We start from the raw sequence: 20,343 nt of genomic DNA on the forward strand, positions 1-20,343 counted from the left end.
TCCCGACCCGCCGATGCAAACCAATCTCAGCGAAGCAAGCAAGGCCCTCGCCCGGGCCGACGAAGCGGAAGCGATCCTGCGCGCGTGCGTGCACTGCGGCTTCTGCAATGCGACCTGCCCGACCTACCAGGTGCTCGGCAACGAGCTCGACGGGCCGCGCGGGCGCATCTACCTGATCAAGCAGCTGCTCGAAGGCGAGCCGTGCGGCGAACGCACGCAGCGGCATCTCGACCGCTGCCTGACGTGCCGCAACTGCGAGACGACCTGCCCGTCCGGCGTGCGTTATCACACGCTGCTCGACATCGGCCGCGCGGAAGCCGAAAAACGTGCGCAGCGGCCCGCGCGCGAGCGCCTGCTGCGCGCGGGGCTGCGGCACGTCGTGCCGCGCCCGGCGACGTTCGCCGCGTTGCTGAAGGCCGGCCGCGCGCTGCGCCCGCTGCTGCCCGGCACGCTGCGGGACAAGATCCCGGCCGCCGTGCCCGCGGCCGCGCCGCGCCCGCCCGTGCGCCACGCGCGGCGCGTGCTGATGCTCGAGGGCTGCGTGCAGCCGTCGCTGTCGCCGAACACCAATGCGGCCGCCGCGCGCGTGCTCGACCGGCTCGGCATCAGCGTGAGCCCGGCGCGCGAGGCCGGCTGCTGCGGCGCGACCGAATATCACCTGAACGCGCAGGATGCCGGCCTCGCCCGCGCACGCCGCAACATCGACGCATGGTGGCCCGCGATCGAAGCGGGCGCGGAAGCGATCGTGCTGACGGCAAGCGGCTGCGGCGCGTTCGTGAAGGAATACGGCGACCTGCTGCGCTCCGACCCCGTCTACGCGGAGAAAGCGCGGCGCGTCAGCGCGCTCGCGCGCGACCTCGCGGAAGTGATCGCGGCCGAGCCGCTCGACGCGCTGGCCGAATCGACGCCGCGCCGCATCGCGGTTCATTGCCCGTGCACGCTGCAGCACGCGCAGCGGCTCGGCGGCGCGGTGGAAAACATCCTGACGCGGCTCGGCTTCGATCTGACGAATGTTGCCGACGGCCATCTGTGCTGCGGTTCGGCCGGCACGTATTCGCTGACGCAGCCCGAACTCGCGACGACGCTGCGCGACAACAAGCTCGATGCGCTCGAAGCCGCACACCCGGACCTGATTGTCACCGCCAACGTAGGCTGCCAGACTCACCTGAACGGCGCAGGCCGCACGCCGGTGCGCCACTGGATCGAGCTCGTCGACAACCATCTCGTCAACTGACCTGATTCCGGAGGATCTCCATGCAGACGAAACCCGAACTCGAACTGGCCGATGCCGACCGCATGCTTGCCGCGGCCCGCGCGGAAGCGGAACGCCACGGCTGGGCCGTGTCGATCGCCGTCGTCGACGACGGCGGCCACCTGCTCGCGTTTGCACGCCTGGACGGCGCATCGCCGGCCAGCGCCTGTATCGCGCAGGACAAGGCGCGCGCGGCGGCGCTCGGCCGGCGCGAGACGAAGGCGTATGAGGATATGATCAACGGTGGCCGCACCGCGTTTCTCAGCGCGCCGCTGACGGGGTTGCTCGAAGGCGGCGTGCCGGTCACGGTCGGTGACCGGATCGCGGGCGCGATCGGCGTGTCTGGCGTAAAGTCCGAACAGGACGCGCAGATTGCCCGCGCCGGCACACAAAGCGTCGCGACATAACCAGCCAAACCGCGCGCGCATTTTTCCCCGGGAGGATTAACGATGATCGACCAAGCAGGACTGCAAGTCGCGCCAGCGCTGAGCCAGTTCATTGAAAACGAAGCGTTGCCGGGCACCGGCATCGACAAGGCCGCGTTCTGGAGCGGTTTCTCGGCCCTGGTACACGACCTGGCGCCGCGCAACCGCGAGCTGCTCGCGGAACGCGACCGCCTGCAGCAGGAACTCGACACCTGGCACCGCGCGCACCCCGGCCCGGTGCGCGACCACGCCGCGTATCGCGCATTCCTCGAACAAATCGGCTACCTCGTGCCGGTCCCGTCGAACGTCGCGGCAGCCACCGCGAACGTCGACAGCGAGATCGCGACGCAGGCCGGCCCGCAGCTCGTCGTGCCGCTGTCGAACGCGCGTTATGCGCTGAACGCCGCGAACGCCCGCTGGGGCAGCCTGTACGACGCGCTGTACGGCACCGACGCACTGCCGGAAGACGGCGGCGCCGAACGCACCACCGCCTACAACCCGACGCGCGGCCAGCGCGTGATCGACTACGCGCGCAACGTGCTCGACAACGCGGCGCCGCTCGCAAGTGGCTCGCACCGCGACGCGCTGCGCTACCGCGTGCAGGACGGCCAGCTTGCCGTCGAAACCGCCAAGGGGATCGTCGGCCTCGCGCAGCCGGCGCAGTTCGTCGGCTACCAGGGCGCGGCCGACGCGCCGTCCGCGATCCTGCTGAAGCACAACGGCCTGCACCTCGAGATCCAGATCGACGCATCGACGCCGATCGGCCGCGCCGATCTCGCGAACGTGAAGGACATCGTGCTCGAAGCCGCGGTCAGCACGATCATCGACTGCGAGGATTCGGTCGCGGCGGTGGACGCCGACGACAAGGTCCAGCTCTACCGCAACTGGCTCGGCCTGATGCAGGGCACGCTGGTCGAGGAAGTCGCGAAGGGCGGCAAGACCTTCACGCGCCGCCTGAACGCCGACCGCGAGTACACGACGCCCGACGGCGGCACGCTGTCGCTGCACGGCCGCTCGCTGCTGTTCGTGCGCAACGTCGGCCACCTGATGACCAACGGCGCGGTGCTCGACCGCGACGGCAACGAGATTCCGGAAGGGATCCTCGACGGCGTCGTCACGGTGCTGTGCTCGCTGCACGACCTGAAGGCGAAGCGCAACTCGCGCACCGGCTCGATCTACATCGTGAAGCCGAAGATGCACGGCCCGGTCGAAGTCGCATTCGCCGATACGCTGTTCGCGCGCATCGAGGATCTGTACAACCTGCCGCGCAACACGCTGAAGATGGGCATCATGGACGAGGAGCGACGCACCAGCGTGAACCTCGCCGCGTGTATCGCCGCCGCCGCCGCACGCGTCGCGTTCATCAACACCGGCTTCCTCGACCGCACCGGCGACGAGATGCACACCGCGATGGAAGCGGGCCCGATGATCCGCAAGGGCGACATGAAATCGTCGGCATGGATCCAGGCGTACGAGCGCAACAACGTGCTCGCGGGCCTGTCGGCCGGCCTGCGCGGCCGCGCGCAGATCGGCAAGGGCATGTGGGCGATGCCCGACCTGATGCACGCGATGCTCGAGCAGAAGATCGCGCATCCGCGCGCCGGCGCGAACACCGCGTGGGTGCCGTCGCCGACCGCCGCGACGCTGCACGCGCTGCACTACCACCTCGTCGACGTGCAGGCCGTCCAGCAGGAACTCGAGAAGACGCCGTACGCGAGCGAACGCGACACGCTGCTCGAAGGGCTGCTGACCGTGCCGGTCGTCGAGCGTGCCGAGTGGAGCGAAGCCGAGATCCTGAGCGAAGTCGAGAACAACGCGCAGGGCATCCTCGGCTACGTCGTGCGCTGGGTCGAACAGGGCGTCGGCTGCTCGAAGGTGCCCGACATCCACGACGTCGGCCTGATGGAAGACCGCGCGACGCTGCGCATTTCGAGCCAGCACATCGCGAACTGGCTGCGCCACGGCGTGATCACCGAGGCGTTCGTGCTCGACGTGTTCAAGCGGATGGCGCGCGTCGTCGACCAGCAGAACGCCGGCGACCCGAACTATCGCCCGATGGCGCCCGGCTACGACCAGTCGACCGCGTTCAAGGCCGCATGCGCGCTCGCGCTGCAGGGCACGTCGCAGCCGAGCGGTTATACCGAGCCGCTGCTGCACCGGTTCCGGCTCGCGTTCAAGGCGCAACAGCACGGCGGATAAGCACGGCCGTGCGGCGGGTTTCCGGCGTGCCGGGAGCCCGTACGCCGGAAGCCAGTAAGCCGGCTTCACGAAACGGGCGGCCGCAACGGCCGCCCGTTTTCATTTTCGCGTTCGCCCGGCTGTTGAAACGAATAATCGGCGCATATCGATACCTTCATTTTTTTACTCGCCTGCCGTTAACCCGATGGAATCGGCGGCCGCGCGCGCGGCGGTTTCGCCGCTCATGCCGTACAGCCTTGCGCCGGAACGCTTTGCCGGATATTCGCAAGCCCGGGAATTCACTGAAACTTGATCCGGATCAACGGCCCGCAACATTTTTCGCGCGCGCGAACGCGCGCGTTATACTCCGTTGAATTCACACTGCCGATTCGTCGGATCGTTGAATCGGCGTAGATGTCACCAGTAAATGCGCGATTTACCGGTATATCTGGCCGCGATTCCCGGTAATCAGTGTCCATTTTCTCGCCGGCCGGCAGAAAGGCGTCGAATGGACGCGTGGCGGATCGCCGCCGCCACGTCATACGAACAATTGCATCGGCCCGCCGCCCGGCGGCAATGCCCATCGATCCACGGACCATGGCAGAAACCGATTACGCAGTGCCCAGCGAATCCGGCCTGACGAGCCGTGTCGCCGCACATCTGCGCCGGCTCCTGCTGCCGCACCTGATCTTCTATACCGGGCTGCTGATCGCGCTGCTCCTGCTGTCCCTGTGCGGGATCGTGCTGTACGAAGGCCGCATCGACGCGCGCGACCGCTCGATCTCGATGCAGCAGAATCTCGCGCTGATGGCGTCGTGGGACATCGAGCGCAACATCGAGATCTACTCGCTGTCGCTGCAGGCCGTCGTCGAAGGCGCGAACGACCCGGATGTCGTCAAGCTGCCGATGCCGCTGCGCCGCCAGGTGCTGTTCGACCGTGCGACGACGGCCAAGTACCTCGGCGGCATCTACGTGCTCGACGCGAAGGGCGACATCGCGGTCGACGGCAAGAGCGACGTGCCGCGCAAGGCCAACTTCGGCGACGAGCCGTACTTCGCGGTGCACCGCGACCATCCCGACGTCGGCCTGTACGTCAGCCCCCCGTATCATTCGCGCTTGCGCGGCGGCTCGCCGAGCATCGCGCTCAGCCGGCGGATCACGAAGCCCGACGGCTCGTTCGGCGGCGCCGCCGTGATGTCGATCCGGCTCGAATATTTCCAGAACCTGTTCTCGCGGCTGTCGCTCGGCGATCGCGGCTCGATCGCGCTGATCAACACCGACGGCAAGATGCTCGCGCGCGAGCCGTACGACCCGAAGATCGTCGGCCGTGACATCAGCCGCGCCAGCACGTTCCGGCGCTTCATGACCGCCAACGAAGGCAGCTTCGCCGATACCGCGTCGATCGACGGCGTGCGCCGCCTGTACGTGTTCCGGCATCTCGAGCACCTGCCGCTCATCATCATGGTCGCGCGCTCGGAAGCGGATACCTACGCCGCGTGGTACGACCGTGCGATTCCGATCGGCTCGGCGATGGTCGCGCTCGCGATCGGCTTCGTCGGCCTGTCGCTGCTGCTCGACGTGCAGCTGCGCAAGCGCCACCGCGCGGAAACCGAACTGCAGGCGCTCGCGCGCACCGACGGCCTCACGGGCCTCGACAACCGCCGCATGCTCGACGTCACGCTCGCACGCGAATGGCGCCGGGCCGCGCGCTCGCAGCACGCGCTGTCGCTGCTGTTCATCGACGTCGACTACTTCAAGCGCTACAACGACACCCAAGGGCACCAGGCCGGCGACGACGCGCTCGCCGCGGTCGGCCACTGCATCGCCGGCTGCCTGCGCCGCCCGGCCGACTACGCGGCGCGCTACGGCGGCGAAGAGTTCGTCGTCGTGCTGCCCGACGTCGACACGGACGGCGCGGCGTCGATCGCCGAGACGATCCGCACCGGCGTCCTCGATCTCGGCATCCGGCACGACGCCGGGGCGACCGGCCGCCTGACGGTGAGCATCGGCGTGACGACGAGCTATCCGGAACACGACGACGACATGCAGGCCGCGCTGAAGCTGGCCGACGACGCGCTGTATCGCGCGAAGGAAGGCGGGCGCAACCGCATCGTCGTGCTCGCGGCCCCCTCCGGCGGCCTCGCGGCGCGGCGGGCCTGAACGGGCCACCGCCGGGCGACGGCAGGGCGGCTGGCCGGCCACTGTCGCCGCCCGCGCGCAAAATCGCCGACAATATCGCCTCGACACGCCGCCCCGCGGCTGCCTGGCCCGGCCGGCCCGCGCGGGTCGCGGCCGCTTCGCACCACCATGAGACTCAAGGCAAAGATCTTCCTTCTGGCCATCGTGCCGTTCCTGCTCGCGATCGCCGGCATCGGTTTCGGCGTGCGCCAGCAGGCGACGTCCCTCGCGCGCACGCAGCATGGGACGATCCAGGCCGCGTACCTGTCGAGCAAGGAGGTCGAGCTCAAGCACTACGTCGAGCTCGCGACGAGCGCGATCATGCCGCTCTACGACGCGAGCGGCCGTAACGCGCGCGACGACGCGCTGCTGCGCACGCAGGCGCTCGCGATGCTGCAGAAGATGGATTTCGGCCCGGACGGTTATTTCTTCGTGTACGACCTGCACGGCAATTCCCTGATGCATCCGCGCGAGCCCGAGCGGGTCGGCCACAACTACTGGTCGATGCGCGACCCGCAGGGCGCGCTGACGATCCAGAAGCTGATCGGCGCGGCGTCGAGCGGCGGCGGCTACGTGCGCTACGCGTGGCAACGGCCGTCGACGGGCCGCGTCGCGCCGAAGCTGGGCTACGTCATCGCGCTCGAACGCTGGGGCTGGATGGTCGGCACCGGCATCTATCTCGACGACGTCGACACCGCGCTGCAACGCATCGACGCGCGCGCGTCCGCGAACATCGAGCGCACGATGAGCTGGCTCACCGCGATCGCGCTCACGGGTGCCGCCGCGATCGCCGTGTGCGCGCTGGTGCTGAACGTCAGCGAGTCGCGCAGTGCCGACGCGAAGCTCAAGCTGCTCGCGCAGCGCGTCGTCGAATCGCAGGAGCAGGAGCGGGCGCGGCTGTCACGCGAGCTGCATGACGGGATCAGCCAGATGATGGTATCGGCGAAGCTGATGCTCGAATCCGCGCTCGCGCGCTTCGAACGCGGTACCGCGCGCATGCCCGAGGCCGAGCAGGCGCTGACCTCGGGCGTCGTGCGGCTCGGCGACACGCTGCGTGAAGTGCGGCGCATCTCGCATGCGCTGCGCCCCGCGATGCTCGACGATCTCGGCCTCGCGGCGGCGCTCGAGCAACTGGTGCGCGAGCTCGGCGCCGAAAGCGGCGTCGACATCGGTTATACGCAGGTCGCACACAGCGGCGCCCGGCCGCTGCCCGCGGCGGTCAACACCGCGCTGTTCCGGATCGCGCAGGAAGCGTTGAGCAACATCGTGCATCATGCGCGGGCGTCGCGCGCGGCCGTCACGCTCGACGTCGGCGCGCAATCCGTCACGCTGACCATCGCCGACAACGGCTGCGGCTTCGACGCCGAACGCTCGCAGGCCGACGTGCGCCACGGCATCGGCCTGCGCAACATGCGCGAGCGCCTCGACGCGCTCGGCGGCACGCTGACGATCACGTCGCAGGTCGGCCACACGATCGTCGCCGCGCGCGTGCCGCTGCGCAGCGACGCGTGACGACGCCCCCCCCACAACAGGAGACCTTTCGCATGAGCGCCCCCGACACCGCCCGGCCCGTCGCCCGACTGCTGCTCGTCGACGATCACCCGCTCGTGCGCGACGGCTTGCGGATGCGGCTCGAAGCGGCCGACCTGTCCGTGGTCGGCGAAGCCGGCAACGCCGACGAGGCGCTCGCGCTCGCCGCGTCGCTCGAACCCGATCTCGCGCTGATGGACATCGGCATGAACGGAATGAACGGCATCACGCTCGCGGGCGTGTTTCACGAACGCTTTCCGGGCATCCGCGTGCTGATGCTGTCGATGCACGACAACGTCGAATACGTGACGCAGGCCGTGCGTGCCGGCGCGAGCGGCTACCTGCTGAAGGATTCGCCCGCGAGCGAGATCGTGCGCGCGATCGGCACGGTGCTGGCGGGCCAGACGTTCTTCAGCGAAGGGCTCGCCGCGCGGATGATCCACGCGAGCACGACCGCGTCGCCGCTCGACCGGCTCACGCCGCGCGAACGCGACATCCTCGACGCGCTGGCGGAAGGGCTGTCGAGCAAGCAGATCGCGCAGCAGACGGGGCTGTCGGTGCGCACGGTCGAGACGCACCGGCTCAACCTGAAGCGCAAGCTGGAGATCGAGGGACAGGCCGAGCTGATCAAGTTCGCGGTCGAGCATCGGCGAAAGTAGCTCGGCGCCGCGATCTGCCGCAAAAGGCTCGCCGGGCGGCAAGCCGCATCATTCCGGCCGTGAAGACGTCACACGCGCCGCCGCCGCGCGCCCCGGTTGCTTCTTCGTTTCACGCCGCATCATCAGCATCACCGCAATACCGATACTGAGGATTCCGGAACACATGACCGCGATCGAAAACCCGTGCGCCATCGCATCCCGATATGCGCCAAGCAGTGCCGGCTGTCCCGCCGCAAACACATGCTCCATCACCGCCTGCCGCGCCAGCGTATCCGCTTGCGCGCTGCCGGCCGCTTGCATCGCGGCCGTCATCCGGTGCAGCGCACCGACGCTCATCATGCTGCCGAGCACCGCGATGCCCATGCTCATCCCCGTCTGGCGCAACGCGTTCATCGTCGCCGACGCCATGCCCGCACGCTCGGCCGGCGCGAGTTCCATCACGGTCATGCCGGTCGCGGGCACCGCGAGCCCCATGCCGACCCCGAGCACCGCCAGCGCGATGCCGACCGGCACATACGGCGTTCCCGCACCGAAGCCCGCCATGGCCGCGAGCATCGCGCCGACCAGGCCATACCCGGCCACCATCAGCGCGTGCAACGGAATGCGCGCCGCGATGCGCCCGAACAGCATCGACGTGATCGCCGTCATCACGAACTGCGGCATCAGTTGCCAGCCGGCGGCGGCGGGCGTGCGGCCCTGCGCCTGCTGCAGGAACAGCGACAGGAAGAACAGGCTGCTGTACCCCGAGAACCCGAGCACGAACGACGCGAGATTGGCGCGCACCAGCCGCCGGTCGCGAAACAGCCAGACCGGCAGCAGCGGCCGCTCGACGCGCGTTTCGACACGCACGAACACGACGAACGCCACCGCGGCGCCCGCGAGCGGCACGAGCACCTTCACGTGCGACGCGCCGGCTTCGCCGATGCCGATCAGCCCGTACGTGAGCAACCCGAGCCAGGCCACGCTCAGCGCCTGGCCGAGCGGATCGAACGCCGCGTGCTGCGGATGCCGGCGCTCCGGAATGCCCCACGCGCCGAGCAGCACGGTCACGATGCCGATCGGCACGTTGACGAGAAAGATGTCCTGCCATCCGCCATGCTCGACGAGCAGCCCCCCCACCAGCGGCCCGAGGATCAGCGCGAGCGCGCTGAACGCGGACCATCCGCCGATTGCGCGGGCGCGCTCGCGCGCATCGGGAAACGCATGCGTGAGGATCGGCATCGCGCCCGGTATCAGCAATGCGCCGGCGAGCCCCTGGATCGCGCGCCCGATCAGGAGCGGCTCGAGCCGGCTCGCGCATGCGCAGACCACCGACCCGGCCGTGAACAGGACCACGCTGGCGAGCCACACGCGCTTGTGTCCGTAGCGATCGCCGAGCGGGCCGGCCGACAGCATGAACGCCGACAGCGCGAGCGCGTACGCGTTGACGACCCACTGAAGGCCGCCGATGTCGGTATCGAGCGCCGTCTGCAGCGTCGGCAACGCGACGTTGACGATGCTGATGTCGAGCGTAGCGAGGAAGGTGCCGAGACAGGCGGCCAGGACGAGTGCGGCGCGACGGTAGCGAGGCATGGCGGTCGGCCCTTCACGGGCACAAAGATGAGAATGATTCGCATCATATATATCGACTGACCGTCGGTCAATGGATTGCGTTGGCCGCGAACGGGGCGCTGGCCTAAACTGCGGGCTTTGCACGAACGGGCGTCGAGCCGCGCGATGACGGACAGGACAAAGGCAGGAACCACGACAAGTAAGGACGACGCGCCGGCGGGCAAGCTGCCGCGCACGAAGCCGGCGGAAGTGCGCCTCGAGGAGCTGATGGCCGCGGCCGAGACGCTGTTCCTCGCGCAGGGCGTGGAAGCGACGACCATCAGCGAGATCGTCGAGCACGCGCAGGTGGCGAAGGGCACGTTCTATCACTACTTCGAATCGAAATCCGACATGCTCGCCGCGCTCGCGCAGCGCTACACGGCGTCGTTCCTCGACCGGTTGCAGCATGCGGTGGACGCGTGCGATGCCGACGACTGGCTCGCACGCCTGCGCGCGTGGATCCGCACCAACATCGAAACCTATGCGGCAACCTATCGCACGCACGACATCGTCTACGCGAATCACCATCACCACGATCGCGCGAATGCCGACAAGAACGCGATCCTCGAACAGCTCGGCGCGATTCTCGACGGCGGCGCACGGGCCGGCACCTGGCGGCTCGCGAACCCGCAGGTCACCGCGCTTCTGATCTATGCGGGCGTGCACGGCGCGACCGACCACATCATCGCGGCGCCGGAAACGGATCGCGCCGCGTTCGTCGACGCGGTGGTCGACGATTGCCTGCGGATGCTCGGCGTCGGCACCTGACGCGCAACCAACGCACAGCCATGAAAAAAGCGCCCGAGGGCGCCCTTCATGCATCCGGGTTCCGAACCGCGCAGCAGCGGTCAGTTCGTCCGCGAATTGTGTTTCTGCAGATACGCGATCAGGCCGTCGATCCCGCCCGATGCGAGCTGGCTCTTGAACTGGCCCTGGTAGACCTGGATCAGCCATGCGCCCGACATGTCGATGTCGTAGATCTTCCAGTCGTTGCCGACCTTGCCGAGACGATAGCCGACCGACTGGCTGTCGCCCGGCGTCGTGACGGTCGACTGCACGAGCGCGTCGGCGCCCGACGCGCCGCCGGCCTTGAACGAGAACTTCGCGTCCTGGCTGCCGAGCTGCGCGAGCGACGCGGCGTAGGTGCGCGTCATCAGCAGCTTGAACTGCTTGTAAAGCTCCTGCTGCTGTTGCGGCGTGGCCTGCTTCCACGCGTCGCCGACCGCGATGCGGGTCGTGCGCTCGAAGTTGGTCGCGGGCAGGAAGCGCTGCTCGACGACCGCCGAGACCTTCGCCATGTCCCCGCCGCGTGCGGCCGGATCGGCCTTCATCGCGTTGACGGTACCTTCGACCGCACTGCGGACGATATCGACCGGCGCGCTCTGCGCAAAAGCGGAAACCGACACGGCGGCCGCCGCGACGAAAGCAAACAGATGACGTTTCATACGAATATCGCTCGATGAGAAAAAACGACCGGTTCATTGCACCGGCCGACGAAGCAAAGTATACCGGGCCCGACGCCTCGGTGCGCCGCCGTGACCGACTGTTACCTTTCAGGTTCCTTTGTCACAGGCGTGCGGCGGCGCGACGAGGCACGGCGGCGCCGATTATGTAAATATCCCCTTACAAACCGGCGAACCATCGGTATCGATTCCGCCGTCGCGAACAAATCTCCTTCCCGCCCCGAAACCCCCAACGTCACGACCGCCGCCACGCTGCGCCGGTATACTTGGCTACTTTGCCCTTGCCAGCCGCTCCCCACCGCCACATGGTGACATCTCTCATCGTCCGACTCGTTGCATGGTCGGTGCGCCGCCCCGTCTGGGTCGTCGTCCTGTCGCTCGTCATCGCCGCGTTCAGCGGCGTCTATGTCGCGCAGCATTTCAAGATCAACACCGACATCAGCAAGCTCGTCGATGCCGAGCCGCAATGGGCCGCGCTCGGGCAGGCCGTCGACAAGGCGTTCCCGCAACGCAACGGCACGATCCTCGCGGTCGTCGAGGCGCCGGCGCCCGAATTCGCGAACGCCGCCGCGCATGCGCTGACCGAAGCGCTGCGCAAGGATGCCGACGCCGGCCGCATCGGCCAGGTCGCCGAGCCCGGCGGCGGGCCGTTCTTCGAGCACAACGGGCTGCTGTTCCTGTCGCCGCAGGAGGTCACGGATACCACCTCGCAGCTCGCGAGCGCGCGCCCGCTCGTCAACGAACTCGCGAAGAACCCGAGCCTGACCGGCCTCGCGACCACACTCTCCACCACGCTCGGCCAGCCGCTCCTGACCGGCCAGGTGAAACTGCCCGCGATGGCGAAGCTGCTCGCACGCAGCGCCGCGACGGTCGACGACGTGCTGGCCGGCAAGCCGGCCGCGTTCTCGTGGCGCGCGCTGGTCGACAACGATGCCGCGCGGCAGCCCGCGCGCGCGTTCGTCACCGTGCAGCCGGTGGTCAACTACGGCGCGCTGAAGGCCGGCGCGGAAACCAGCCAGGTGATCCGCGACGCGGCCCGTTCGCTCGACCTCGAGAAGCGCTACGGCGCCGTCGTGCGCCTGACCGGCGAGCAGCCGCTCGCCGACGACGAATTCGCGTCCGTCGAAGATGGCGCGGCGCTCAACGGCGCGCTCACGCTGCTCGCCGTGCTCGTCATCCTGTGGCTGGCGCTGCGCTCGAAGCGGATGATCGGCTCGGTGCTCGTCACGCTGTTCGTCGGCCTCATCGTGACCGCCGCGCTCGGCCTCGCGATGGTCGGCTCGCTGAACATGATCTCGGTCGCGTTCATGGTGCTGTTCGTCGGCCTCGGCGTCGACTTCTCGATCCAGTACGGCGTGAAATACCGCGAGGAGCGCTTCCGCGATCCGCGCATCGATCACGCGCTGATCGGCGCCGCGCACTCGATGGGCATGCCGCTCGCGCTGGCCACCGCGGCCGTCGCGGCGAGCTTCTTCTCGTTCATTCCCACCGCCTATCGCGGCGTGTCCGAGCTCGGCCTGATCGCGGGCGTCGGGATGTTCGTCGCGCTGCTGACCACGATCACGCTGCTGCCGGCGCTGCTGCGCCTGTTCGCGCCGCCGGGCGAATCGAAGACGCCGGGCTTCCCGTGGCTCGCGCCGGTCGACGACTACCTCGATCGCCATCGCAAGCCGATCCTGATCGGCACGCTCGTGGTCGTGGTCGGCGCGCTGCCGCTGCTCGCGTTCCTCCACTTCGACTTCAACCCGCTGCACCTGAAGGATCCGCACAGCGAATCGATGGCGACGCTGCTCGCGCTGAAGGATTCGCCGGAAGCCGCCGTCAACGACGTCACGCTGCTCGCGCCGTCGCTCGCCGATGCCGACGCGGCAGCGAAGCGCCTCGACGCACTGCCCGAAGTGGGCCGCACGACCACGCTGTCGACCTTCATCCCCGCCGACCAGCCGGCCAAGCGCGCGGCGATCGCAGCCGCCGCGAGCGACCTGCTGCCCGCGCTGACGCAGCCGGCCGCGCCGCCCGCGACCGACGCGCAGCGCGTCGCCGCGCTCAAGCGCGTGTCGGACCTGCTGAGCTACGCGGCCGAAGATCATCCGGGCCCGGGTGCGGCCGCCGCGCAGCACCTGTCTGCCTCGCTCGCGAAACTCGCCGCCGCGGACGCCGCGACGCGCGACCGCGCCGAGCGTGCGTTCTCCGACACGCTGCGCATCGCGCTCAACCAGCTCGCCTCGCTGCTGCAGCCGCAGGACATCACGCGCGAATCGCTGCCGCCGCAGCTCGTGCGCGACTGGGTCGCACCAGACGGCCATGCACTCGTGCAGATTTCGCCGAAGGTGCCGAAGGGCGTCGACCCGAACGACGACAACATGCTGCGCCGCTTCGCGAAGACCGTGAAGGCCGCGGAACCGGGCGCGACCGGCGGGCCGATCTCGATCCTGCATTCGGCCGACACGATCATCAACGCGTTCCTGCATGCGGCCCTGTGGTCGATCATCTCGATCACGATCCTGCTGTGGGTCACGCTGCGCCGCTTCGGCGACGTGCTGCGCACGCTGGTGCCGCTGCTCGTGTCGGGCATCGTGACGCTCGAACTGTGCGTCGTGCTCGGCATGTCGCTCAACTTCGCGAACATCATCGCGCTGCCGCTGATGCTCGGCGTCGGCGTCGCGTTCAAGGTGTATTTCGTGATGGCGTGGCGCGGGGGGCAAACCGGGCTGCTGCATTCGAGCCTCACGCACGCCGTCCTGTTCAGCGCCGCGACGACGGCGACCGCATTCGGCAGCCTGTGGCTGTCGCACCATCCGGGCACGTCGAGCATGGGCAAGCTGCTCGCGCTGGCCCTGACCTGCACGCTGATCGGCGCCGTGGTGTTCCAGCCCGTCCTGATGGGCAAACCGCGCGTCAAACGCGCCAAGAACCAATCGCAAGGAATCAATGAATAAGGTGCGAATCATTGCGGCGACCGTTGCCGCCAGCGCAGTGCTGACCGGCTGCGCGACGGGACCGAACCGCAACCCCAACGACCCGCTCGAGCCGATGAACCGGGCGATGTACAAGTTCAACGACACCGTCGACACGAACATCGCCCAGCCGATCGCGAAGGGTTACCAGAAGGTCACGCCGACGCCCGTGCGCACCGCGATCAGCAACTTCTTCTCGAACCTCGGCGACCTCGGCAACATCGCGAACAACCTGCTGCAGTTGCGCATCACCGATGCGACGCAGGACTTGATGCGCGTCGCGATGAACTCGCTGTTCGGCGTCGCCGGCCTGATCGACATCGCGACGCCGGCCGGGCTGCCGAAGCATCACCAGGACTTCGGCCTGACGATGGCACGCTGGGGCGTGCCGTCGGGCCCGTACCTCGTGCTGCCCGTGTTCGGGCCGAGCACGTTCCGCGACGGCGTCGGCCGCGCGGTGGACGTGCGCTTCAACCTGCTCAACTACATCGAGCCGGCCGCGCGCAACCCGATGTACATCGCGCAGTTCATCAGCGCGCGGTCGGACCTGCTCGGCGCGACCGATCTGCTGAAGCAGGCCGCGCTCGATCCGTATTCGTTCGTGCGCGACGCGTACCTGCAGCAGCGCAAGTCGCTGACGTACCGCAGCCAGTCGTCGGCGACGACGCTGCCGACCTACAACGAACCGGGTGAATCGGGCGCCGTGCCGGCCGCGACGCCTGCCGTGCCGGGGTTGCCGAACTACGAGGATCCGGGCGAGTCGGGCGGTACACCGGGCGCAGCGCCGAACAATGCGCCGGCCGCGCCGGGGCTGCCGCAGTACGACGACCCGGGTGCGGACGGTGCGATGCCGGTGAGCACGCCGGCTGCTGCGCCTGCCGCCGCATCGGCAACCGCGCCGGCAACGCCTGCGAGCAGTCCGGCCGCGCAGTAACGCTGCAACGGCCACCGCCGCAAGGAAAAAGAGCGCTGCAGTTCAAATCTGCAGCGCTCTTTTTTTGTCCGCGATTTGTCCGCGATTCGTCGGCGAGAAACGGGAAGAGGTGGGAAAGAGAAAAGCGGCGAACGCCGCTCAGACGATCCGCATCGCGCCCGCACGCTCGAATGCGTGCCGCGCCTGGATCAGCGTCGTGCGCGCCGCGCGCGCGTCGCCGGCCACCTGCAGCAGCGGGCCGAGTTGCGACGGCTGTTTCAGCAGTTCACGCAGGATCGGCAGGATCGCCGTGCTGCCGTCGTCGCGCAGGCCGGCCGTCGCCGCGCTGGGCAACGTGCGCCACGCCGGATCGACGATCGCGCGGCACACCGCGAACGGCACACCGCGCGCCGCCGCGAAGGCCGCCGCGATATGCGACTCCATGTCAACGGCGAGCGCGCCCTTCGCGCGATGCAGCGCCGTCTTTTCCTGTTCGCCGACGACCGGTGCGCCCACGGCCGCGATCGTGCCGCGCGTGACGCGCGCCCACACCGGCGTGTCGTGCAGCGCGGCGACGAGCCGTGTGCTCCAGCGCGTATCGGTCTCGACGCGGCCGAACGGCCCGTCGATCGCGTTTGCGATCACGAGCGCGCCGGGCGCGAGGTCGGGCGCGAGGCCGCCCGCGGTGCCGAAGCTCACGATGCCCGCGCAACCGCGCGCGGTCGCCTCGGTCAGTGCGCGTTCGAGCCGGTCGGCGCGCGCGGCGAAGACCGCTTCGACGCCGTCGCCGCGCGCGATGCGCGCCTCGAACGCCATCCCCGTCACGGCGATGACGGGCAGCATGCCGGTGGATTGCGTCGCCACGCGTTACAGCCCGAACGTGACGCGCGTCGTGTTGTCGCGCTTCAGGTTGCGATAGCGCGCGAGCGCCCACAGCGGGAAGAACTTGCGATAGCCGTGGTAGCGCAGGTAGAACACGCGCGGGAAGCCCGTCGCCGTGAAGCGCGCCTCGTCCCACAGGCCTTCTTCGTTCTGGTTGGCGATCAGGTAGTCGACACCGCGCGCCACCGCCGGGTTGTTCACCTCGCCGGCCGCCATCAGGCCGAGCAGCGCCCAGGCCGTCTGCGACGCCGTGCTCGGCGCCTGTTCGAAGCCGCGATAGTTCAGCTTGTAGCTGTCGCCGTCCTCGCCCCAGCCGCCGTCCTTGTTCTGGATCGACAGCAGCCACTGCGCGCCGCGCTTCATGCGCGGATCGTCCGGCGTCAGGCCGGCCGCGTTCAGCGAGCACAGTGCCGTCCACGTGCCGTACACGTAGTTCATCCCCCAGCGGCCGTACCAGCTGCCGTCCGGTTCCTGCTCCTTGAGCATGTAGTCGAGCGCGCGGCGCGCCGGCTCGCTGTTCAGCGGCGTCTCGCCGAGCTGCGCCAGCATCGACAGGCAGCGGCCCGACACGTCGGCCGTCGGCGGATCGAGCAGCGCGCCGTGATCCGAGAACGGGATGTTGTTCAGGTAGTACTGCGTGTTTTCCGGTTCGAACGCGCCCCAGCCGCCGTCGCTGCTCTGCATCCCGACGACCCACTCGCGCGCGCGCGCGATCGAATCGCGATACGCGTCGTTCTGCCGGAGTTTCTGCGCGCGATCCATCGCCACCGCGACCACCGCCGTATCATCGACGTCCGGGTAGTGCGCGTTCGCGTACTGGAAAGCCCAGCCGCCGGGCCGCACGTGCGGGCGGCGCGAGATCCAGTCGCCGCGCACGTCGAGGATCTGCAGCGGGCGCAACCATTCGAGGCCGCGCAGCACGGCTTCCTCGGCCCGCGCGTCGCCCGTCTCGAGCAGCGCATGTGCGGCGAGCGACGTGTCCCACACCGGCGACAGGCACGGCTGGCAATACGCTTCGTCGTCGTGCACGACGAGCAGCTTCTCGATCGACTTGCGTGCGATCGCGCGGTTCGGATGATCTTCCGCGTAGCCGAGCACGTCGTACATCATCACCGCGTTGGCCATCGCCGGATAGATCGCGCCGAGGCCGTCCTCGCCGTTCAGGCGCTCGTCGACGAACGAAACGGCCTGGCGGATCGCGCGTTCGCGCGTGTAGTTCGGAAACAGGCCGTCAGCCGCGCGCAGCGCATGGTCGACCACGCGGAAGAACGCGAACCAGCCGGGGCTCTGGTGACCCTGGCGCGGCAGCAGGCCGGCGTTGACGGGCGGATCGATGAACAGCTCGTCGATGCGCACACCGCGCGGGTTCTTCGCGAGCGGGCGCTTCGCGTTCAGCACGAGCAGCGGCACGATCACGGTGCGCGCCCAGTACGACACCTTCGACAGGTGGAACGGGAACCACTGCGGCAGCAGCATGATCTCGACCGGCATCATCGGCACCGCGCGCCACGGAATCGCGCCGTACAGCGCGAGCTGGATGCGCGTGAACACGTTCGACATCTCGGCGCCGCCCATCGCGTGGATCGCGCGGCGCGCACGCTGCATGTGCTCGGCGTTCTCGTCGTCGCCGATCACCTTCAGCGCGAAATACGCCTTCACGCTCGCGCTGATGTTCGGCGCGCCGTCGGTGAACAGCGGCCAGCCGCCGTCGGCCTGCTGGATGCGGCGCAGATACTTGCCGATCTTCTGTTCGAGCTCGACGTTCGGCGTCTCGCCGAGATAGTGGACGAGCAGCACGTATTCGGCGGGAATCGTCGAATCGGCTTCAAGTTCGTAGACCCAGTGGCCATCCGCGTTCTGCGCGGCCAGCAGCGCGTCGGTCGCACGCGCGACGGCCGCATCGACGCCGGCCGGCACGGTGCCGGCGGACAAGGTAGCCATTTCGGTGAGATCGTTCATCGGTCCCTCTGTTGCTTACTGTGTCTGGAGCACGTCCGCGGCCAGCTGGCCGGAGCGGATCGCGCCCTCGATCGTGGCGGGCAAGCCGGTGGCAATCCAGTCGCCCGCCAGCACGAGATTGGTCCAGCGCGTACGCACGGCCGGACGCTTCATTTCCTGCGACGGCACCGCCGCAAAGCCCGCGCGCGGCTCGACGACGAGCTGCCACGCGGGGATGGTTTCCGGGTTCGCGCCCGTCACGCGCGCGACGTCTTCCCAGATGCGCCGCGCAAGCGTGTCGCGCGGCGTGTCGAGCCAGCGGCCGGCGTCGCGGATCGTCGCCGCGAGCTGGCCGCCGCCGGTGCGCACCGCATCGACGACACCGTTCACGACCGCCGTCTGCAGCGGCGTGCCGGCCGGCGCCTCGATCGCGAAATACGCGGTCACGACCGCGCTGAACGTGTCGGGCGCGGTGAGCTCGGGCACGAGCGGCTGCGCGACCTCGGGCGGCACGGCCAGCACGACGGCGTCGCCCGGTGCGAGATCGATCCGCTCGCCGCCGACCGAGACCGCATCGACCGCATTGCCGTGCGCGCCGAATTCGAACGCGTCGAGCCGCGAGTTCAGCCGGATCTGCGCGCCGCCGTGCTGCAGCATCCGCAGCGCCGGCTCGACGAATGCGCTGCCGAGACCCTGGCGCGCGACGAGCGGACGGCAGCCGGGGCCGCCCGCGGCAAACGTGCCGCACAGCGCCGCACGCGCGAGTTCGGCGCTCGCGTGGCGCGGCTCGACGTTCAGCACACCGAGGAAATACGGCCGCAGCCAACGTTCCCACAGCATGCCGTCGCATCGCATCGTCTGTGCGAGTGAGCGACCCATGCGTGCGAACGCGAGCGGGGCGAGCGCGAGGTAGTCGAGCGGCGTCGTGCCCGGCGCACGCGATGCGGCATCGAACAGCCACGACGGCCAGCGCCCGTCGCCGAAGCGCAGCGTCCAGCGCTGCTGCGACGCGACGTCGACGACCGGGAATTCAGGCAACGCGGGCCCCGCGAGCCGGTCGGCCGCGCCGATCGCGCGCAGGTAGCGCTGCGTCGCGGGCTGTCCCGCGAACACCGTGTGCAGCCCGCTGTCGAGCGTCGTGTTCAGCGTCCCGTCGAACCATGAGCGGCAGCGGCCGCCCGCATGCGCGTGCGCGTCGTGCAGCACGATGCGCCGCCCGCGGCGTTGCAGCTCGACCGCGGCCGACAGGCCGGCAAGGCCGGCGCCGATCACGTGGACGGTCCTGGGCATCGACTCGGTCGACTCAGAACAGCGCGTAGCGCGCGGCGATCATCAGCATGCGCGCCTTCGGCTTGCGCAGCGGCGCGCGCGGGAAGGCGAAGCCGCGTGCAACCGCGGCTTCGAGAATGCAGCGATACGCACCCGACATGATGCGCGGCGCCTTCACCTGCGCACGCGGGCACGTATCCATCACCGCATCGGCCTGGCGGAAATGCTCGAGCGCGCGCTCGACGAGCGTCGCGCACACGCGCGGCAGCGCCGGATCGCGCACGATCGTCGCCGGGCCGGTAATCGCGATGCCCTCGCGCGCGAGCAGCTCGCGCGGCAGGTAGCAGCGATTGATCGCCGCATCGTCGTCGATGTCGCGCAGGATGTTGGTCAGTTGCAGCGCGCGGCCGAGGTGATGCGACAGCTTGATCCCTTCGGCTTCAGGCATCCCGAAAATCCTCACCGACAGCCGGCCGGCCGCGCTCGCCACGCGATCGCAGAAGAGGTCGAGCGTCGGCTCGTCGGGCGCGCAGATGTCTTCGACTGCGTCCATCGCCATCCCGTCGATCATCGCGTGGAAGTCGTCGCGCTGCAGGTTGAAGGCACGGATCTCGCGGTCGAGCGCGGCCAGGTGGCGCGGCGGGCGGCCGGCGTAGCATGCGTCGATGTCGGCGCGCCAGCGATCGAGGCCCGCATTGCGCTCGGCGCGCGGCAGGTCGCTGTCGGCGATGTCGTCGACCGCGCGGCAAAACGCATAGACCTGGAACATCGCATCGCGCTGCACGGCCGGCAGGATGCGCATCGCAAGATAGAAAGAACTGCCCGATGTGACGGCAGCGGCGTCGGTTTCTTGTTCGTCCACGACGGAATTGGAAACGGCCAAGACAAGCTCCACGGAGACACCCACGCGGGGCGATTGAAGAAGCCATGCCCGGCTGGGATGGTCAGGGCGTCAAATGCGTGCGAGATATGCGAACGATCGACGCAGACAGGCACAAATTACCGGCCGGAAGCCGGAATTGGGCGAAAGTATAGCAATCTTTGAAGTTCGATGGCGGACACTCGCCGCATGCGGCGGCATGCCGGAGGCCGTTGACCGGCAAGGGCGC

15 protein-coding genes are annotated in these 20,343 nt (G+C 68.9%); 9 read left to right on the forward strand and 6 right to left on the reverse strand.

Annotation, left to right across the window (positions count from 1 at the left end):
* Nucleotides 1-13 precede the first annotated feature (13 nt).
* From glcF to AB3K92_RS07700, 6 genes are all read left to right on the forward strand, one after another.
* Nucleotides 14-1,234 (forward strand): glycolate oxidase subunit GlcF, encoded by a 1,221-nt coding sequence (gene glcF / locus AB3K92_RS07675; RefSeq protein WP_124922992.1) that lies wholly within the window; start codon nucleotides 14-16, stop codon nucleotides 1,232-1,234.
* A 20-nt stretch (nucleotides 1,235-1,254) separates the two neighbouring features.
* A complete protein-coding gene (locus AB3K92_RS07680; RefSeq protein ID WP_369464759.1) occupies nucleotides 1,255-1,659 on the forward strand; it encodes a heme-binding protein in 405 nt (134 codons plus the stop codon).
* Nucleotides 1,660-1,701: 42 nt separating this feature from the next.
* Nucleotides 1,702-3,876: a malate synthase G gene (locus AB3K92_RS07685; RefSeq protein ID WP_059651479.1), complete on the forward strand. Its 2,175-nt coding sequence runs from the start codon at nucleotides 1,702-1,704 to the stop codon at nucleotides 3,874-3,876.
* Nucleotides 3,877-4,452: 576 nt separating this feature from the next.
* Nucleotides 4,453-6,015: a sensor domain-containing diguanylate cyclase gene (locus tag AB3K92_RS07690; RefSeq protein ID WP_042976319.1), complete on the forward strand. Its 1,563-nt coding sequence runs from the start codon at nucleotides 4,453-4,455 to the stop codon at nucleotides 6,013-6,015.
* 147 nt (nucleotides 6,016-6,162) lie between these two features.
* Nucleotides 6,163-7,545 carry a cache domain-containing protein gene (locus tag AB3K92_RS07695; RefSeq protein ID WP_369464760.1) on the forward strand — a complete coding sequence of 461 codons (1,383 nt, stop codon included), beginning with the start codon at nucleotides 6,163-6,165 and terminating at the stop codon, nucleotides 7,543-7,545.
* A 32-nt stretch (nucleotides 7,546-7,577) separates the two neighbouring features.
* Nucleotides 7,578-8,222 (forward strand): response regulator transcription factor, encoded by a 645-nt coding sequence (locus AB3K92_RS07700; RefSeq protein WP_042976314.1) that lies wholly within the window; start codon nucleotides 7,578-7,580, stop codon nucleotides 8,220-8,222.
* Nucleotides 8,223-8,270: 48 nt separating this feature from the next.
* On the opposite strand, the gene AB3K92_RS07705 is transcribed toward AB3K92_RS07700, so the two are convergent.
* The gene (locus AB3K92_RS07705) at nucleotides 8,271-9,794 is read right to left on the reverse strand and encodes an MFS transporter (RefSeq protein ID WP_124468800.1); all 1,524 of its coding nucleotides are present in this window, start codon (nucleotides 9,792-9,794) and stop codon (nucleotides 8,271-8,273) included.
* A gap of 144 nt (nucleotides 9,795-9,938) precedes the next feature.
* Between AB3K92_RS07705 and AB3K92_RS07710 the strand changes: the two genes are divergently transcribed.
* The gene (locus tag AB3K92_RS07710) at nucleotides 9,939-10,580 is read left to right on the forward strand and encodes a TetR/AcrR family transcriptional regulator (RefSeq protein WP_369464761.1); all 642 of its coding nucleotides are present in this window, start codon (nucleotides 9,939-9,941) and stop codon (nucleotides 10,578-10,580) included.
* 80 nt (nucleotides 10,581-10,660) lie between these two features.
* Here AB3K92_RS07710 and AB3K92_RS07715 read toward each other — a convergent pair whose 3' ends face one another.
* Nucleotides 10,661-11,257 carry a phospholipid-binding protein MlaC gene (locus AB3K92_RS07715; RefSeq protein ID WP_021161402.1) on the reverse strand — a complete coding sequence of 199 codons (597 nt, stop codon included), beginning with the start codon at nucleotides 11,255-11,257 and terminating at the stop codon, nucleotides 10,661-10,663.
* 323 nt (nucleotides 11,258-11,580) lie between these two features.
* On the opposite strand from AB3K92_RS07715, the gene AB3K92_RS07720 reads away from it, so the two are divergent.
* A complete protein-coding gene (locus tag AB3K92_RS07720) occupies nucleotides 11,581-14,214 on the forward strand; it encodes an MMPL family transporter (RefSeq protein ID WP_059622191.1) in 2,634 nt (877 codons plus the stop codon).
* The gene (locus AB3K92_RS07725; protein WP_318827593.1) at nucleotides 14,207-15,166 is read left to right on the forward strand and encodes a VacJ family lipoprotein; all 960 of its coding nucleotides are present in this window, start codon (nucleotides 14,207-14,209) and stop codon (nucleotides 15,164-15,166) included. Before AB3K92_RS07720 ends, AB3K92_RS07725 begins: the two co-directional genes overlap by 8 nt.
* 138 nt (nucleotides 15,167-15,304) lie before the next feature.
* On the opposite strand, the gene AB3K92_RS07730 is transcribed toward AB3K92_RS07725, so the two are convergent.
* From AB3K92_RS07730 to hpnD, 4 genes are read right to left on the reverse strand one after another with little or no spacing between them, the layout of a single operon-like run.
* Nucleotides 15,305-15,988 carry a phosphorylase gene (locus tag AB3K92_RS07730; RefSeq protein ID WP_021161398.1) on the reverse strand — a complete coding sequence of 228 codons (684 nt, stop codon included), beginning with the start codon at nucleotides 15,986-15,988 and terminating at the stop codon, nucleotides 15,305-15,307.
* Between the two features lie 24 nt (nucleotides 15,989-16,012).
* A complete protein-coding gene (shc, locus tag AB3K92_RS07735; RefSeq protein WP_021161397.1) occupies nucleotides 16,013-17,986 on the reverse strand; it encodes a squalene--hopene cyclase in 1,974 nt (657 codons plus the stop codon).
* Between the two features lie 15 nt (nucleotides 17,987-18,001).
* Nucleotides 18,002-19,255 (reverse strand): hydroxysqualene dehydroxylase HpnE, encoded by a 1,254-nt coding sequence (hpnE, locus tag AB3K92_RS07740; protein WP_042976298.1) that lies wholly within the window; start codon nucleotides 19,253-19,255, stop codon nucleotides 18,002-18,004.
* A gap of 13 nt (nucleotides 19,256-19,268) precedes the next feature.
* Nucleotides 19,269-20,117 (reverse strand): presqualene diphosphate synthase HpnD, encoded by an 849-nt coding sequence (gene hpnD, locus AB3K92_RS07745; RefSeq protein WP_021161395.1) that lies wholly within the window; start codon nucleotides 20,115-20,117, stop codon nucleotides 19,269-19,271.
* Nucleotides 20,118-20,343: the final 226 nt, after the last annotated feature.

Origin of the sequence: Burkholderia sp. Bmkn7, assembly GCF_041103175.1 — a bacterium.
In the GTDB taxonomy this organism is placed as follows: domain Bacteria; phylum Pseudomonadota; class Gammaproteobacteria; order Burkholderiales; family Burkholderiaceae; genus Burkholderia; species Burkholderia cepacia.